Source organism: Steroidobacter cummioxidans, from assembly GCF_003104955.1.
Genome location: NZ_LSRW01000070.1, coordinates 25434 through 42141, shown reverse-complemented (window position 1 = coordinate 42141; position 16708 = coordinate 25434). Strand labels below are relative to the sequence as shown.

At 64.0% G+C, this 16708-nt stretch carries 10 protein-coding genes; 4 read left to right on the top strand and 6 right to left on the bottom strand.

What is annotated here, in order from left to right; genetic code table 11:
* Window positions 1-50 precede the first annotated feature (50 nt).
* Window positions 51-359, top strand: a complete 309-nt coding sequence (locus D0550_RS27000; protein WP_161966075.1) for a Rieske (2Fe-2S) protein — start codon at window positions 51-53, stop codon at window positions 357-359.
* 24 nt (window positions 360-383) lie between these two features.
* On the opposite strand, the gene D0550_RS26995 is transcribed toward D0550_RS27000, so the two are convergent.
* Both D0550_RS26995 and D0550_RS26990 read right to left on the bottom strand, forming a co-directional pair.
* Window positions 384-911 (bottom strand): helix-turn-helix transcriptional regulator, encoded by a 528-nt coding sequence (locus D0550_RS26995; protein WP_161966074.1) that lies wholly within the window; start codon window positions 909-911, stop codon window positions 384-386.
* A 32-nt stretch (window positions 912-943) separates the two neighbouring features.
* Window positions 944-1840, bottom strand: coding sequence for a S1C family serine protease (locus D0550_RS26990; RefSeq protein ID WP_116812306.1), 897 nt, complete (start codon window positions 1838-1840; stop codon window positions 944-946).
* A 128-nt stretch (window positions 1841-1968) separates the two neighbouring features.
* Here D0550_RS26990 and D0550_RS26985 point away from each other — a divergent pair, with 128 nt between their 5' ends.
* Both D0550_RS26985 and D0550_RS26980 read left to right on the top strand, forming a co-directional pair.
* The gene (locus D0550_RS26985; RefSeq protein ID WP_161966073.1) at window positions 1969-2913 is read left to right on the top strand and encodes a S1C family serine protease; all 945 of its coding nucleotides are present in this window, start codon (window positions 1969-1971) and stop codon (window positions 2911-2913) included.
* Between the two features lie 117 nt (window positions 2914-3030).
* Window positions 3031-4320 carry an aminotransferase gene (locus D0550_RS26980; protein ID WP_206606571.1) on the top strand — a complete coding sequence of 430 codons (1290 nt, stop codon included), beginning with the start codon at window positions 3031-3033 and terminating at the stop codon, window positions 4318-4320.
* Between the two features lie 130 nt (window positions 4321-4450).
* On the opposite strand, the gene D0550_RS26975 is transcribed toward D0550_RS26980, so the two are convergent.
* The 4 genes from D0550_RS26975 to D0550_RS26960 all read right to left on the bottom strand — a co-directional run bounded on the left by D0550_RS26975 (window position 4451) and on the right by D0550_RS26960 (window position 14495).
* Window positions 4451-10720 (bottom strand): ESPR-type extended signal peptide-containing protein, encoded by a 6270-nt coding sequence (locus D0550_RS26975; RefSeq protein ID WP_116812304.1) that lies wholly within the window; start codon window positions 10718-10720, stop codon window positions 4451-4453.
* A 304-nt stretch (window positions 10721-11024) separates the two neighbouring features.
* A complete protein-coding gene (locus D0550_RS26970) occupies window positions 11025-11714 on the bottom strand; it encodes a response regulator transcription factor (protein ID WP_116812303.1) in 690 nt (229 codons plus the stop codon).
* The gene (locus D0550_RS26965; RefSeq protein ID WP_161966072.1) at window positions 11714-13702 is read right to left on the bottom strand and encodes a sensor histidine kinase; all 1989 of its coding nucleotides are present in this window, start codon (window positions 13700-13702) and stop codon (window positions 11714-11716) included. The genes D0550_RS26970 and D0550_RS26965 overlap by 1 nt, the downstream gene beginning before the upstream one ends.
* A 178-nt stretch (window positions 13703-13880) precedes the next feature.
* Window positions 13881-14495: a YceI family protein gene (locus tag D0550_RS26960; RefSeq protein WP_116812301.1), complete on the bottom strand. Its 615-nt coding sequence runs from the start codon at window positions 14493-14495 to the stop codon at window positions 13881-13883.
* Between the two features lie 205 nt (window positions 14496-14700).
* On the opposite strand from D0550_RS26960, the gene D0550_RS26955 reads away from it, so the two are divergent.
* Window positions 14701-16707 (top strand): TPM domain-containing protein, encoded by a 2007-nt coding sequence (locus D0550_RS26955; RefSeq protein WP_116812300.1) that lies wholly within the window; start codon window positions 14701-14703, stop codon window positions 16705-16707.
* Window position 16708 lies beyond the last annotated feature (1 nt).

Sequence of the window (16708 nt, the reverse complement as noted above, 5' to 3'; positions counted from 1 at the left end):
ACTGCAATGATGCTTCCATCGTGGCGACGGCAGGCAAGAGGAATCCGCTCATGGCCAGATTCGTGGAAGTCGCGAAGAAGTCGCAAATTCCTGAGAACAGTGTGATTGGTGCCGAGGCTGAGGGAAAACTCCTCGCGTTGGTGAACCTCAACGGCGAGATCTACGCGCTCGATGACGCCTGTCCTCACGAGGCGGGTCCGATGTCCGAGGGAGCGATCGAAGGCGACGAGATCGTTTGCCCATGGCATGCGTCGCGCTTCGACGTGAGGACCGGTCGCGTCACGATGGACCCAGCCGTCGCAGGGCTCGCCACTTACAAAGTGCGTGTCGTCGGCGACGCCGTGGAGGTCGAGCTATGAGGTGGATGGAGCCGCCGGAACTGTTCACAGCTCGACTGTTTCTTGCCTGCGCCGCTCCATCGCCTTTGCGACTGCCTCGGCTCGTGTGTGTGCCCCGAGCTTGCGCAACAGCGACTCGATATGAAATTTGACGGTGTGGAGCGAGATCCCGAGCTCGCGCGCAATGGCTTTATTGCTGAGTCCCGCACCGATCGCGTCGATTACGTCGAGCTCGCGCGGCGTAAGGACGCTTTGAACAGCAGAATCGTCGAGCTCTTCGAAGCCGCGGCGTGGAGCTGAGCGGGCGGGCCGAATCGATAAGCCGGCTACCAGTGCACGGAGCGCCGCGTCCACTTGTCTCGGCGGGGCGTCCCACGGCAAATGATTTTCGGCGGGTGATCCCTCATTGCGGAATACGAGGGTCGGTCGCGACGGCGATGTTTGTTTCGCATCGCTGACGATCACGTCCGACTGTGCTGAGGCCACGACTCGATGACCGGCGTCTGCGACGAGCTTCGTTAGCGCCGCGCGTCGCGTTTCGTCCGTGGCGAGCACGCCGACGAGAAGCGGCATCGCATCGAGCATGGCGTCGCGCGCCGCAGGGCTTACGGACGAATTCCGATTTGCGCTGCCAGTTTTATGATGTGTCCGCCGCGTATGAGTCTCAGCTCCACCGATTGGCCGATGTTCTCTTCACTCAGTCGCGCCACGAGCTGGCGCATGCCGCGCAGGGCGATGCTATCGACCGTCAACAGAATATCGCCCGCAGTCACGCCCGCCTTTGCGGCAGGCCCGTGCTCTGCGATCGACATGACCATCATCGCGATCCGCTGACCTGCCTGGTCGACGAGCGCATCGGGTACGGCAATCGGTTGTAGCGCAACGCCGAGCCAGCCGCGCGCGACTCGTCCGTTCGCCACCAATTGCGGCACGACGCGGGTCAGCGTCGCGGTCGGAATCGCGAGTACCTCGCCGGGGCGGCCGAGTGTCGACATGCCGACCAATGCACCGGCAGCATCGACCACCGGTCCTCCTTCTTCGGTGCGATGGAGGCGAATATCAAGGGTAATCCGTTGATCGATGCTCCCGCCGGCCCGGCTGAACCAGCGATCGCCGACACTACGCACCGCGCCGACGCGCACGGCCGTCGTGCCGTCGAAGTTCGCCGCAAGCGCCAGCACCAGGCCGCCGATTCTCGGTAGTGCTGGACTACTCGGGCTCACGTCGATGCGCTCGCTCGGTCGCATGACGAGAATGTTCGTACCCGCATCGCGACCGATGATCTGCGCGCGTGTCGAGCGTCCGTCAGCGGTCACGATCTCATACTCGTCGCGCTCGCCGATGGTCTGCTCAGATGCAACGATCACATCCGGCTGCCAAACGAATCCGCTGGTGTGTCGATGCGAGGCGTTGCGAATTGCGACGACGCGATCTTTCGCCGTCGCGACGATCGCTTCGATTGCCTGTGAGAGTGGCTGCAGATTGTTTGTTTCGAGATTCATCGATCGGCTCCGCGATAGCGTGGTCGTAGCCTGCGCGCGAGCGGTCGGAGATGCCCATCGGTTGAATGACCGGGTGCCCGGTCATTCGGCCAGGTGCTCGCGTCCGTGAGCCACGCGAACATCGACGCATGATTCCTGCACCTCGTATTGAGCCGGAAGCGCTCGATCCATACTCGGAACTCGTCGCGCAGGCGTTCGATTGCGTGAGCCCGGCGGTCGCAAGTATCACGGCCCGTGCGTCGAATGGCCGCGCTCTCGGAGCTGGCTCTGGCGTGCTCTATACGCCGGACGGTTACTTGCTGACGAACAGTCACGTCGCCAGCCAGGCGAGCGAGCTGACCGCCACGCTTACCGACGGTCGCGAAGTCAAAGCCACTCTGGTCGGCGACGATCCCGAAACCGACATCGCTGTGCTGCGCCTGACGGGCAGCGGCTTCGCCTACGCGACGCTCGGCACGTCGTCGACATTGCGCGTTGGGCAACTAGTGATCGCGATCGGCAATCCGTTTGGCTACCAGGCAACGGTCACCGCTGGCATCGTCAGCGCGCTCGGCCGCAGCTTGCGAACCCGCTCGGGCCGGCTGGTCGAGAGCGTGATTCAAACCGATGCGCCGCTGAATCCAGGCAACTCCGGCGGTCCGCTGGTGGACGGGGCTGGCCGGGTGGTCGGGATCAACACCGCCATCGCGGGCGGAGCGCAGGGAATCTGCTTCGCGATCGGCATCGACATCGCAGCCAACGTCGCCGCGACGCTGATGCGCGAAGGGCGGGTGCGCAGGAGTCGTCTCGGGCTGGCTGGCCAGACAATTTCGCTCGATCGACGCATTCAGCGCACGCTGCAACGACAAGTGCAGACGGCAATTCTCGTGCTCGAAGTTCAGTCAGACGGACCCGCCGCGCGCGCGCAGCTCGACCACGGCGATGTGCTGCTCGACTTCGACGGCGCGCCGATCACCGGTCTCGATCATCTGCATCGGTTGCTGACGGTAGAGCTTGCGACGCGCGAGATTCAGATTCGCGTGCTCCGGCGCGGAAAATTGGTCGATACCACGATCCGGCCAATGCTCGGTTGAGCCCCCACGGTCCGGGGGAGCGTTCCGGAGTTGTGGAGAGCATCGGCATCCGCCAGCATTGGCTGCACGATGTGCGTGTGATGGCGCACCAAGTCCGGCAAAATTGCCGAACTGCTGGTGCGCGACATCGTGCACGGCCGCCGCATCGAGAACAAGGAAGCGCTGGCCAATGAGGAAGCGCTCGATCTGCCGTTGAGACCTGCCACAATTACGTTCATGAGCCAAGATTTGCACTATACCGTCAACCCGCTGCTCGGCCGGGTGGCGCCGCCGCCCATTGCGGAAGCCCGTAGCTGGATCAACGGGCGTCGTTTCCCTGCCGACAAACCGCTGATCGACGTCTGTCAGGCAGTGCCCGGCTATGCGCCGCCGGCGGCGCTGACCGATCATCTGGCCAGCCTCATCGGTGAGCCGGAGACGTGTCGCTACACTGATATCGAAGGCATCCCGCCGTTACGCGAGGCGCTTGCGGCCGATATCGCGCGAGCCTACGGCGGTAAGGTGACGGCGGATAACGTATTGATCACCGCCGGCTGCAATCAGGCCTATTGCCTGACGACGCTGTCGCTGGCCAAAGCGGGGGAGGAGATCATCCTGCCGCTGCCGTATTACTTCAATTATCAGATGTGGCTGGATATGCAGGGCATCCGCGCCAAGCATGTCGCCTTCCGGCCGGATAATGGCGGTGTGCCGGACCTCGATGAGGTCGCGGCGGCGATCGGTCCGTCGACCCGGGCGCTGGTCATCATTTCACCCAACAATCCGACCGGCGCTGTCTATTCACCGGCAGTGTTACGCGGCTTCTATCAGCTCGCGAAAGCGCGCGGCATCGCTTTGATCCTGGATGAGACCTATCGCGATTTCATGCCGCATGACCAGGCGCCGCACGACCTGTTCCAGGACCCGGACTGGCAGGGCACGCTGATCCAGCTTTACAGCTTCTCCAAGGTCTTCTGCATGACCGGCTATCGCGTTGGGGCGCTGATCGGCGCGCCGGCACTGGTCGAAAACGTTGCCAAGGCAATGGATACGGTGGCGATCTGTGCGCCGCATATCGGGCAATTGGCTGCCCTGCGCGGGCTCGAGGCCCTCGGCGATTGGCGACGTAGCAATACCTTGCTGATGCGCGAACGCCTCACGGCTCTGCAATCGGCGTTGAGCCGTAGCGATCTGGGTTATGAGCTGATCAGTGCCGGGGCCTATTTCGCCTACGTCCGGCATCCGCATCGGGGCCAGAGCGCTGCCGATGTGGCGCGCCGCCTGGTCGATCGCCACAACCTGCTGGCTTTGCCGGGCGCGATGTTCGGGCCGGGGCAGGAAGACTATCTGCGCGTCGCTTTTGCCAATGTGGAGAAGGAGTGGATGCCGCAGATTGCCGCGCGTCTGGCGGCTGACGCCGCTTCGTGATCGACCCGCCGCTCGAAAAGAGCGGGGTTACTCGGTTCGATGGTCGTTACCACCACTCCCCAACCAGGAAAGAGTAACCCCGCAAAGTCGTGTGCGCGGGATCCGGCGAGGCCGGATCCCGCTGGCGCTCTTAGAAGCGCTTGCTATACGACAGGCTGGCCTGCGAACCCTTCTCGCCGAAGGTCTGCAGCGACAGGTCGAGATTGCCAGCATCGCCCATGCGGTAACCCACGCTGCCCAAGACGCTGAACTGCGTCTTGCCCAGACCCGGATTGCGCACTGAGAACGCCGCCGCCTCGCCATTCACGCTGGCACTCACGTCATGAGCGTCGCCGCTCAGATCGTGGACGACGTTGGCACCGGCGCGCAGCAGCCAGCTGTCGGACAGATTGCCGCTGAGTTCCAAGCCGGCGAGCAGTGCCGTGCCGTCCTGCTTCATCGAGCGCACCGACAGTGCATCGGTGATCGATGCCCGGTTGGTCTCGTTGAAGTTGTCGACCTTGACGCCGTAGCTGGCCACTTCGAACGAGGAGCGCAGGCTCAGTCGCTCGAAATTGGCCAGGTGCATCACGCCGACGCCCGCGAGCCAGGCGCTCGAGTCGATGCGATTGGCCCGGGCAGTACCGTCGCTGGTCTGGCGTGAGGCATCTGTCTTGTATTCCGCGTAAGTCACGCGGCCCGACAGATACAACCCTTGCACCGGCAACGTCTTCGCTGCCGCCACCGAGCCGATCAGGCCGTCCGAGCTGCCACTCAGGGTGCTGTTGCGATTGCGGCCGTTCTCGATGCCCAGGCTCACCTTGCCGATCAGACTCTCGCCCGTGCTGTAGCCGATCTGCACGCCGTCGGCATCCAGATCGTAGTTGGCGTAACCGCTGTTACGCGCTTTGCCGCTACGGGTGTAGACGCTCGCAATGGCGCCGCGTGCCTCACCAAGGTCGCTGCCGATATCCGCCTCAGGCATGAAGAACAGAGCCTGCCGGCCTTGCTCGATCAGGCCGGTGTAAGCCTCGGGCGAGGCCATGGCGAAGATCGATGAGCTGTCGGTGCCGTTGGCGTAGGCGTTGGCCAGCCGTTCGAGCAGCTTGCCGCCGCTGAACTGGCGAACGCCACCCGCGTCTTCGACCATCAGAGCGTCCAGCATGGCGCCTTCGTTGCGGCGACGTGCGACGTGGCTGTAGAACTCGCCATAACCGCCGCTGCCCAGGCCGATGACGCTGCCGGTGCTGACGTTGAATAGCGCTTCGTCGCCGTCGGTCTTCTGCACGCTCGCGAACTTGCCGGAGACCTGGCCGTCGCGCACGTTGAACAGCTTGACCGTCTCGCCGCGGGCGAGATCGTCGCCAGTGCCGTAGCGATCGATGACCAGCGCAGCGCCGTCCTCGATGCGCAGGCTGCCGCTGACCGAGATGGCATCGTAATCGACGCCTGCGACTCGGTTGCCAACAGTGCCGCCCACTTCCAGTTGCGTGGTGGACTGGTTGCCCAAGGTCAGGTCGGCGAACTGCAGGCTGCCCGGAGAGTTGCCGGGGTTGAGCCACGAGTTCGCACCCATCACCACCTGGCCGGACAACGCACCGTTGCCGGACAGCACACCGCCACTGATCTCGGTGCGGCTCGCGTTGACGCTGCCCCGAGTGGTGGGATCGAACGGATTGCCGAGGTGCAGGACCGGCGCCGCATCCGGGCTGGTGGCGTCGGACCTGACCACGATGTTGTTGGCGTTCAAGGTGCCTTGCACGTCCAGCTTGGCGGTATCGCTCACCTGGACCGAGCCCGACTGAACCGTGCCGCCGGCGGCGATCTCCAGCAGCGAATTGCCGCCCAGACCGACGCGATCCGATACCACGGAGCCGCCCGTGGAGACCGCCAGAGTTGCGTTCTCATGCAGCTCCACGGCCGGGAATTGCAGCCTGGCGCCGCTGCCGACCGTCGTCGATGCCTGCGAGTCTTCACCGCCCAGAGTGAACACGCTGGTCGGGTCGAGCGAGATCAGGTCGTTGTCGAGCTGGAACGAGCCGCTGCGCATGTCGAGCGCGCCGGAGCCCAACACCGTACCGGTGAAGTTGCCGCCGTTGCGCACCGTCAGACGGTTGGTCGCACCGAGGTCGATCTGGCCCGCACCGCTCAGCGAGAAGATGCTCTGGTCGCCTCTGACCAGTTGCAGAGTGCCGATGATCTGCTCATCGCCGACCGTAGTGCTGTTGACCACCACGCCCATGCTCTGATCGAGGATGTAGCCGCCATCCAGGGCCACCGTGCCCTGATCGATGACGAGTTCGCCGCCGATGTTCACCGAGCCCACCTCGCCATTGAGGGTGAGGGTGCCCGCGCCGGTCTTGACCAGCGAGCCAGCGCCCGTGATCTGGCCACCGTACACGCTGTTCTGCGCCTGGTTCAGGGTCAGAGCATCGGCAGCCTGATCGAAGTGCAGGACACCCATCGAACCGCCGTTGAATCCGGTGGTCGTCATTGCCTGGCTGCCAGACACGTTGATGACGCCATCGTTGGTCACGGTTCCGGCGCTCGTCAGATTCGCGGAGAGCTGTGTCGTGCCCGCGTTCGCCAGAGAGGCGACGTGCTGGTCCGTTGCGACGTTATAAGTGCCGCCGTTGATCACCGCGCCGACCGTGTCGGCGGTGCCCGCCTTGAAGGTCGCGCCACTGACGATTGCGATGTCGCCATCGTCGGCCAGCGTGCCCCCGCCTGTGGTGTCCAGCGTACCCGCCACAACCGCGGTGCCGCCCACATGGCTGCTGGCGCCGGTCAGTGTCAGCGTGCCCGCGCCCGCCTTGATGATGGCGCCCGCACCGCCGAACGTTCCGTCGAAGGTGCTGTTGCCGCTCTGCTCGATGCTCAGGACGTCCGACATCCTGGTGAGTTCGAACGCTCCGCTGCCGGTCAGCGACGGAGTGGCGAGGGTGCGCTGGCCGCTCACTGCCCACAGGCCGTCGTTCACGACGTTGCCGGCGGTGATCTGGCCGAGCTGGAACACCGTGCCTTCGTCGTGGTTGCTCAGCAAGCCGCTCACCGCCAGGGTGCCAGCGGTGTTCAACAGAGCGTTGGCGTTGTTGGTCAGGTTGGTGAGCGAAGTGGTACCGAGGTAGGAGAGCAGTCCGCTATTCACGGCGTTGCCTGCGGTCAAGCTTCCGGTCGACATCAAGTGGCCGCCCGTGGCAACGGATGACGACGTGATGTTTTCTTCGCCGACCAGCACCAGGGTGCCGCCGTTGATCGTGACGCTACCACCGCTGGTGCGCATCAGACGTCCGCTAGCGCCGGCAGTGCCCAGTGTGGAGACCACGCCGGTGTTGAGAGTGAAGGCGCTGAGCTCGTTCTGGCCTGTGAGGTAAAGCGTGCCCGCGTAGCCGGCGCTGCCGACTTCCAGGCTGCCGTTGGTGAGTTTGCCGCTCAGGTAGGCGGTCTGCCCGGGAGTCGCATCGGCAGACAGGCTGCCGTAGACCGCAACCCTGCCGGTGTTGCCGTTGAGGTTGATGTCGTTCTGCAGATCGACCGAGCCCTGGCTGTATTCCGAACCGAACACCAGCGTCGAAGTGTTGGCGAGGTAGGAACTGCCCCAGCTCAGCGTCTGTCCGGCGGCGCCACCGGCGGTCTTGCCGAAATTGACCGTGATGCCGTTGGCGTTGCCGGCGGCGAAGCCGCCCGCGCCATTCCAGCTGAATTGTCCCGGCACCAGCGTGCCGGCACGCTGAGTCACGTTCTCGCTCAGCAAGAGCACGCCGGCGTTGCCTGTATTCAGTGAGCCCAGCCCGCCCTGACCGCTGAAGACGATGGAGCTGGTCGGATGGATGCCGCGGCCCAGAGTGGTTTCGAGCGTGGCGCCTTCGAGGATGGTCTTGCCCGAGTAAGTGTTGGTGCCCGCCAGTTGCACCAGGCCACCGCCGCCGATGCGCAGATCGGCGCCGGCACCGGGAGCGTAGCTGCCGCCGGCAATGCTGGCGCTGCTGTCGTCGGCAATCTGCCCTTCGATGCGAATGACCTTGCCATTGCCCGGTGCCAGCAGAACATCGGACCCTCTCATCATGAAGATGTCGGAACCCGCCGCCTGGCCGGGTGTGCCGCCGTTGTTGCTGGAACCGGCGAGCACGGTGTTCTCACGGAACAGCACGTTGCCGGTGAGGGCCAGCGTACCGCCGTTACGCACGAAGATGGCGCCGCCAAAGCCGGAGCCGCCACCGCCGAACAAGCCATCGCCGTTGCTGCCCACGCCACCGCCGAAGCCGCCGAGGCCGCCTGCGCCGGTATCGCCATCGCTCGCGTTGCCAGTGCCACCGCCCGCGCCACCGGCGCCGCCCGAGCCGCCGCCTGCGCCGAAGCCGCCAGAGCCGCCCGAGCCACCAATACCGCCGTCGCCGCCGTCGGTATGACTCAGCGCGCCGCTACCGCCGCTACCGCCCGCGCCGCCGGCGCCACCACCATAGAAGGTGGAACCGTTGCCGCCGTTGCCGCCGTTACCACCGGCGCCGCCTCGTCCAGCAGTGCCATTGCTGACGTCGAGGCCCCATTGCGTGAGGTTCGCGATAGCGATGCCGAGCTGCGCGTAGGACACGGCAGCTGCCGCGACGTGAGCAGCCGACAGTGCGGGGTTGGGTGGGAAGGCAGACAGTGCACCGACCGCGGCGGCCGTTTTCTGAGCCGCATCAGCCGTCTTTTCAATCGTCTCCCGGGTCATCTCGTAGTTGAATGGAACACCGCCGCTGCCGTTGCCACCGTTGCCGCCGGTGCCGCCCGCCCCGCCCATGCCGTCGGTGGCGCTACCGCCTTTGGTGCCGTCGCGGCCTTCGCCGTCGGTGATGTAGACGATGCCGACAGGTGCGTTGACGCCCCTGCCGCCGTTGAAACCGTTGATCCCGTTGATGGCGATGCCGTTGAGCGAGCCGCCGACGCGATAGGGCGAGCTGGCGCTGAAACCATCGACCGTCCCTGTCGGTGTGCTGGACAGAGTGATGACGTTGCCGTTGATGGCGGTGATCGTGGTTCCCGCCGGAATGCCGCCACCTTCAACTTGCATGCCCACCACCAGGCCCGCGGCGCTGAGCAAGGTCAACTGGCTGCCGCTCTGTGCGGTGATGCGCTTGGAGGAGAACTCGGTGGGGTTGCCGGTGAGATTCTGGCTCAGGGTGACCACGCCGGTCGCGCTGTCGATGGCGGTGATCGTGGTGCCGGCGGGAATGCCGTCGCCGCTGATCACTGCGCCGATCTTCAGGCGACTGTCGACCGCGGTCAGCTGGATGGTGTTCTGGCCGACCACTGTCGCCGGCAGGCTGCCGGTGAATGCAACGGCCGAAGACGAAATAGGCTGCGACAGCGTGACCTGATTGCCGTTGATGGCGGTAATCGTGGTGCCGGCCGGAATGCCGGTGCCGGTCAGGGTCATGCCGACCGCGAGTCCCAGACCCGTGGCCGGCAGCGTGATCTGCGTGCCGCCGTTCGAGACTTCGAACTGCGAGGCGTTGAAGCTGCGGACGTCGACCAGTCTCAGAGTCGCGTTGCTGCCGCCGGTCGCGATGTTGTTGCTGAGCCTGATGCCGGTCACGGCGTTGGTGGCGGCATCGCGCGTGACTTCGGTAATCGTGGTGCCGTCCGGGATGCCGGTGCCGACCACCGACATGCCGGCAATGATGTCCGAGGGAGCGAGCGAGCCGAAGCTAGCGACGCTGATGGAGTTGGTGCCGGCATTCAAGCTGGCGCCGCTCAGGTTCTTGATCGCGCTGCTGTCGACGGCGAGCGCCGAGTCGAACGTGACGTTGCCGCCGGTGATGCCACTGATCGTGGTGGAGCCGCCGACGCCGGTCATGGTGACCACTGCGCCCGACTTGATCAGCGGGTTGTCGGAACTCATGACTGCGCCCGACACGGTGATGTTGCCGCCGCCATCGACCGACAGCGTGGGCGTGATCGCCAGCGCGCTGACTGCCGTCACGTCCGCCGTCTTGTCGAGCAGGGTCACCGTCAGACCGGCGATATTCACGTCGGGCGAACTGCCGCCTTCGCCGCCTTTGACGACGTTGTGCAGGAAGCTGACGTTATTCAGATGCAGCGTGGCACCGCTGTCGACGAAGAACACGCCGCCCAAGCCTGCGCCGCCACCGCTGCCCGCGCCGCCCTCGGTGTAGAAGTTGGTGTAGACGGCATCGCTGGTCTGCAGGTTGCAGGTGGAGACGCCGATCATGCAGCCTGAATTGCCGTTGCCGTCGATCAACGCTGTCTGCGCATGTGCGCCACCTGCTGCGAGCAGCGTAGCCAGCACGGCGCGCCGGACAGTCTTGGAACGCGACGACTTGCCGCGACCTCGCGCGGTTTCTGCCACGGCGACCCAGGCGTTTTTCGCCGTGCTCCAGACAAGACGGTACACATGATTCAGAGAGGGATAGCGCATACGACGAAGCTCCTTAAGGTGCGAGCAGGGGCGGCGTCGGTGCTGGCGCGATCCTGTAAAAGATCGCGTATCAATGTGATTTAGTTCACATTTTTCGCCGACCCTGTGCGGGTGCGGCGGAATCTAGGAAGACCCGCAATCGTCAACCTTGCGGAACATTGCCGAAAAACCTCAGCGCGACTTAAGGGCCCAGTGTCGGCGCGGTTTACAGGGTCGGTATGCCGCGTGGATCCGGTTCCGCCTAAGCTCACGTCAGGGTTTCCCCCTGACTCCTGGCTGCAGCGGCGTCTGAGAGACCTGCGTCTCAGTCGATGACGACGGCGCAGCCGAGCTGATAGCCGTGCTTGCGAATGGCGATGAGGGGATTGCCGGTGGCGCCGACCAGGGTGAATTTGCGACGCAGGCGGCTGACCGGGACTTCCAGTGCCATCTTGCCCGAGCTGTCGAGCCAGCCGAGCTGTTCGAGAAGTTGCCAGGTTTCGAGGCGCTGACCTGGTGCGCGCACCAACGCCGCGAGCAGCGTCGCATCCTGCGCCGTGAGTGACGTCTCGCCGCTCGGGCCACGCAGCCGCATCTGTTTCAGATCCAGGCTGAAGCCTTGCGGTGTCGGGTGACTCGCGCGCTGGAGTCGCTTCCCCAGCGCCGCCGCCGCCGCGCACAGCTCTTCAACCGATACCGGCTTGGTCAAGTAGAGGTCCGCTCCGCACTCATAGGCGCCGAGCTTGTCGTCGAGCCGATTGCGCACACTGACTACGATCACTCCGAGATCCGGGTGACTCTGCTTCAGACGGCGCGCCAGGCTGACGCCGTTTTCGCCCGGCAGATTGACGTCGACCACGACGAGATCGAGCGACTGATTGCCCAGTGCTTCCTGCAAGCATTCGGCGCTTTCGACTCCGGTGACCCGATGTCCCCGACTCTGCAGGGCTTCGACGGTGATGAGGCGCAGCGCCTCGTGATCTTCGACGACGGCGATGTTCAGACAGGGATCCATCACGCAGAAATCCATAGGGTGAAGCGGGCGCGCTCGTGAACTTGCTCGTAGCTCAGGCGCGTGCCCAGCAGTTCGGCCAGATGCCGGACGAGGTACAGGCCGAGGCCTGAACCGGTGTACTTGTGGGCGTGCGGGCTGCGGTAGTACTTCTCGAACAGCTTGTCTGGATCGGGCAGGCCGGCCGGGCCGGCCTGGTTTTCGATACAAAAGCGGATGAGTGTTTCTGCGTCGTCCTGCTGGCGCTCGATGCGGCAGTCGATGTCCGACCCCGGCGCGGAATATTTGACGGCGTTGTCGACCAGATTGGCGAGGATGATCTTCAGCAGGCGCCGATCGCTGTCGATGACGGGCACCGTGTCAGTCGTCAGGCGCAGCCGCTGGGAGGCCGGCGAGGCTGCGAGGATCTCGGCCAGCAGATCATCCACTCGGCACGGTTCGCGATGAGGTATGAAGCGGCCCTGCTGGAGCAGATCCAGTTGCTGGCAGCGCTCGACGACGGCATCCATGTCCTCTAGCGTGGTGAGCGCATAGCGCCGGGTGCTTTCGGAAGCTTCCGGCAACTGAAACACCATCTTCACAGCGGCGATCGGCGTCTTCAGTTCGTGCGTGAGCATGTCCATGAAGCGCGCTTGTTCAGAGGCGCGCTCGCGCTCGGCGTCGAGCAGGGTGTGCGTCATCCTCGCTTCCATCTCGGCGCGCCGCCGCGCCTCGACCAGGCTGCGGGTGCGCTGATGCAGGATTGCGCACATTACCGCCGCGGCGACTATGCCCTGACTCAGCGGCGCATCGACGATCCAGTTGACGCCGGAAGAGAGCACTCCTAGCAGAGGCATCATCATGAGGGTGAGTGCGCCGGCTTGCAGCCAGACCAGCCCGCAGATGATACGACGCTCACGCTGGGGCCCTGCGCGCATCGTCAGCGCGATGATCGGTGCAAGCCCACCGAGCAGCAGGACGACGTCGCCGTTGATCTGCAGCGCGAGCGCGGTCCGGCCCGCGCCCATGAGGCAGAACTCGACGATGACGACGAGCAGGAAGCCATCGAGAACACGCAGCATGAGAGGGGATGCAGCGTAGTCTCGAAACACCTGGCGGTAGAAGAGTGCGCCGGTTGCGACGCTGCCCACCACCAGGATGCTGGTGAGCGTGTCATTCCACTGGGCATGCGCGGCGGGAATGAAGTGGGCCAGATAGCCATTGAGCGCTACGAACGACGCGATCTGCGTCGTCAGGTAGAGCAGGAACACCGCCGCCAGATGTGAGCGCAGGTTCATGAGGCCGAGCAGCGCGAGCACGACCATCGACAGCATGACGGCGAGGTAGCTGGCGTGGGTCAACTGCCGGATGAGATCGTCGGTGCGCGCGGCGGCTGGCTCGAGCGCCTGCACTGCAAGGAGCGAACTGCTGGTCGTCTTGAGCCGCAGGTAGTAGGTCGTCTCTTCCTGCAGCGACGTCACGAGAAATCCGAGCGTGGTGGCCGGACGGTCCGGGTTGGCGTGGCGGTCGCCGGTAGCGCGCTGTAGCCACGCTCCTGGCCGTGCCGGGTCTGGCTCGTAGAGCACGACTTCATCGAGGAAGGTCGGCCGGATGCGCAGCTCGAACGTCCCACCTTCTCGTGGCGCTCGCACTGTGATGCGCAGCCAGTGGACCGCATCGGTGAAGCCGCCGACGAGGATCGGCCCGGCGTCTTTGAACTCGCGCTCGGCTACTGTCTGGATGTCCAAATCACCGTCGCGGTCCACCAGGATGGCGCGCGAGGTGACCAGATCCTGGGCGCAGGCCGAGGCGCCGAGCAGGAGTCCCAGTAACAGGGTGACGACGAGAGTCTTGAAATACGGGTGCAACGTCAAGGCCGGGAAAAAATTGCCGGATTGAAAAATGCACCGGTCCTGCCGCAGGGAATCCATCACAGGTAATGGTACATGGGGTCGGCGCGCTGCGTGTGTATGGCGAATGCCGAGCAAGTATTGCATTTGCAGTTTGACCACGATGTGATTGCGGTCGTGACTTGCCCACCGGACTGCCATTGAGAGACGAAATGCAGCCGCCAACCATCACGCACCTCCAGGATCGAGGCCTGTTCTCGTTCGATCTTTCGTCGCATTGGTAGCATCAGATCGAAGCGGACGGCAAGCAGGTTTTCTGGCAAACGGGGCTGAGCCAGCATCACTGCTTGCGGCGCGCTTCGAACTCGATGATGAGATCGACATCGTCACCGACCCAGCCGTTCGCGACGCCGTAGTTCATGCCCCATTCGCTGCGTTTCACCGTGCCACGCAGCGACACGCCCATGACATACGGCTTCGGATCGTTGCCGATCGGATAGATGCCGCTCTTGTTGAGGGTGCCCGTGAGTTGCAGCGGTCGCCGCTTGCCGAGCAGTTCGAGCTCCCCGTCGACGCGGAAAGTTTTGTCATCGGTCCAGGTTGCAGAGTTGGCAGTGAAGGTCATGCGCGGAGTACGCGAGGCATCGAGGAAATCGGGGCCGCGCAGGTGACCGTCGCGTTTGTCGTGCCCGGTAAACACGCTGCCGGTCTCGACGATCACTTGGACATTGCTGAGCTGGCGCGTTGCCTCGTCGAAGGTATAGGACCCTGCGGCTTTTCTGAAAGAGCCCAGCGTGTCCGCATAGCCGAGATGCCGGACGAGAAAGGCGATCGTGAGATGTTCGGGATCGATCTCGTAGCGAGCGTCGGCAGCGTGTGCGGGCGCCGCACCGACGAGTGCGATCGCAAGGACGATTTGTAAGAAGCGCAGATGAGCATGAAAGCGGGTGTTCATACCCAATATTGAATCTCTCCACGCGGTCCCGTCCAGCAGCGAATTCCGCGCAAACGCAGCGCCCAATCGCCGGCCCTGGTGGTTGGTTTTTCTCGTGAGACGTTGCGCACAGATCGGTACCCGGGCTGCTCTCACAATAGCCACGGTCCTGCCTGCTGGATGCGGCGCATGCGCGCCATGGCATTTGAACCACGGTGAAAGCGCAATGTCTCGTCGAACCGTCTTGCTGTTGGGTCTGCTCGCCAGCGTCGCCGCCGGAGCGTGGCATTTTCATCGGACTCAGCAGACGCAGGCCATGCCGAGCTCGGTTGCGCGCGAGGATGGGCCGCAAGCGGTTCAGCCAGCGGCGCCGGCATCCGAACAATCAGAAGATTCATACATCGAGGACGATGCAGCGCTGCTGGCGCCGTTCGTTCCGAGACTCAGCCGGATGGCAGAGGCCTTCTACACAGATCTCGGCATCGATGTGCGAGTGATCACGACCGACGCCGCCGCGACCTCGATCGAGGTGCAGGCCAACGAGATTTTCGAACGCCGGCAGATTGGTCGGCAGGCGCCGGTCGGCGGCCTGTTAATTATCCTGAATCCACGTCTGGCGAAGGCGCGCATCGAAGTTGGATACACGCTCGAAGGTGCGCTGACCGACCATCACATGGGACGCATCGCGCGCGATCAACTGGCACCCTATGTTTCGTACGGTGCTGCCGGGATGGCCGTCATGGACGTTCTGCACTATCTGCGCGATCACGTTTATCTGTCGGCCGCACTGGGGCGTATATCCCTGCCCGAAGACATGCGCAACGCCAAGGCCTATCTCGAGTACGAGCGATATGTATCGGGCGGAGCGGGTGCGCGAACTGCGCTGTCGAACTTGCCGGTCGATGCCGATCTGAAGGTTACCGTGCCGCCTGAGTTGCGAGGTCGCTATGCGCCGTCGCGCGACGTCAAGGAATCCGTTGAAGCATTTCTGCGCGCTACGGCCGATTTCGCCGGCGATCCAACACTGGAATTGTTCACGGACGGCTCGCGCCTCATGCGCGCGCACTATCCATTGGCGCCGTTCGAGGAACTGAAAAGAGTCGAGCGCATCGAGGCGTCGAAGCCGCTGCAATACCTCGTGGAGGGCGACTATGCGGTCGCGACCAGCCAGCGCCCGGCGCACGGCTTCGTGCCGATCCTGCTTCATCGCCAACAAGGGCTGTGGCGCATCGACCAGGTGGAGACCTGGAAGAATTTGTTCTTCGATAACGAGGGCAACTACTTTCTTCGCAACTCCAATACCCCGTACGGCTTTGGCCTGAAGCAGTTCGGCTCTGGGCGGTACTACGACATGGCAGCCGTGCCGCTACGTGACGTATCCCTCGGGCGCTGGCTGGATGAGCTCGATCGCAACGACGATGTGATCGCGTCGCTGTGGCGGGCCGAGCTGTGGCTTCGGAACGGTTTCGTATTTCCTCAGGCGTTCACAGATTACGAGAGGGCACGCCAACTTGCCCCGAACGATCCGTGGGTGCTCGAGACGCTGGGCGAGCGGGCGCGATATCTCAGCTTTCCCGAGCTTGCGATACCGGCATTGGAAGCGATCGGGCGCGGGCTGGAAATTTCCTTGGCCGAGGCTTACAACGAAATGGGCGATCGCCAGGGCGCCGGCCGATGGATCGACAAGGCGCTCGAGGAGAATCCTTACGATGTGCGCGCTTTGCAATGGCGAAAACGTCTCGCCGAGAAGCAGGGGAATAGCGACCTCGCGCGCCGCACGCAGGAGCTCATCGAGGCACTCACGCAAAGCGCCGAGCGTCCCGACTGGCCTGTCATGTTGTACTTCAATCCAAACATGCCGCGGTTCGAGCCGGATACCACCCTCCAGGTCGATGGCACGAAGGTCTTCGATCACAGCAAGTTCGGCGTCACGCTACAGAATGCGAGTCATCGCACCGTCGAGATTGAAAGCGTAGCGCTGACCAGTGTCGGCAACGCTGCTCCCAGTGGACTCGGAGACATCAAGGACTATTGGCGCTACCCGCAGGGCAACCATCGTCTTGGTCCCCGCGAGCACGTGTACTTCGACAAGCAATGGGGCTTCACCGTCGACACCGGACATCGTCACGTGCGCTATGTGTTTCGCACGTGTTGGCGTGGCGTGGGCTCTGACACGCGTCAGTGCCGCACGCAGTGGGTAGACACGATGCCTTACATTCCGAACCCGCAATGAC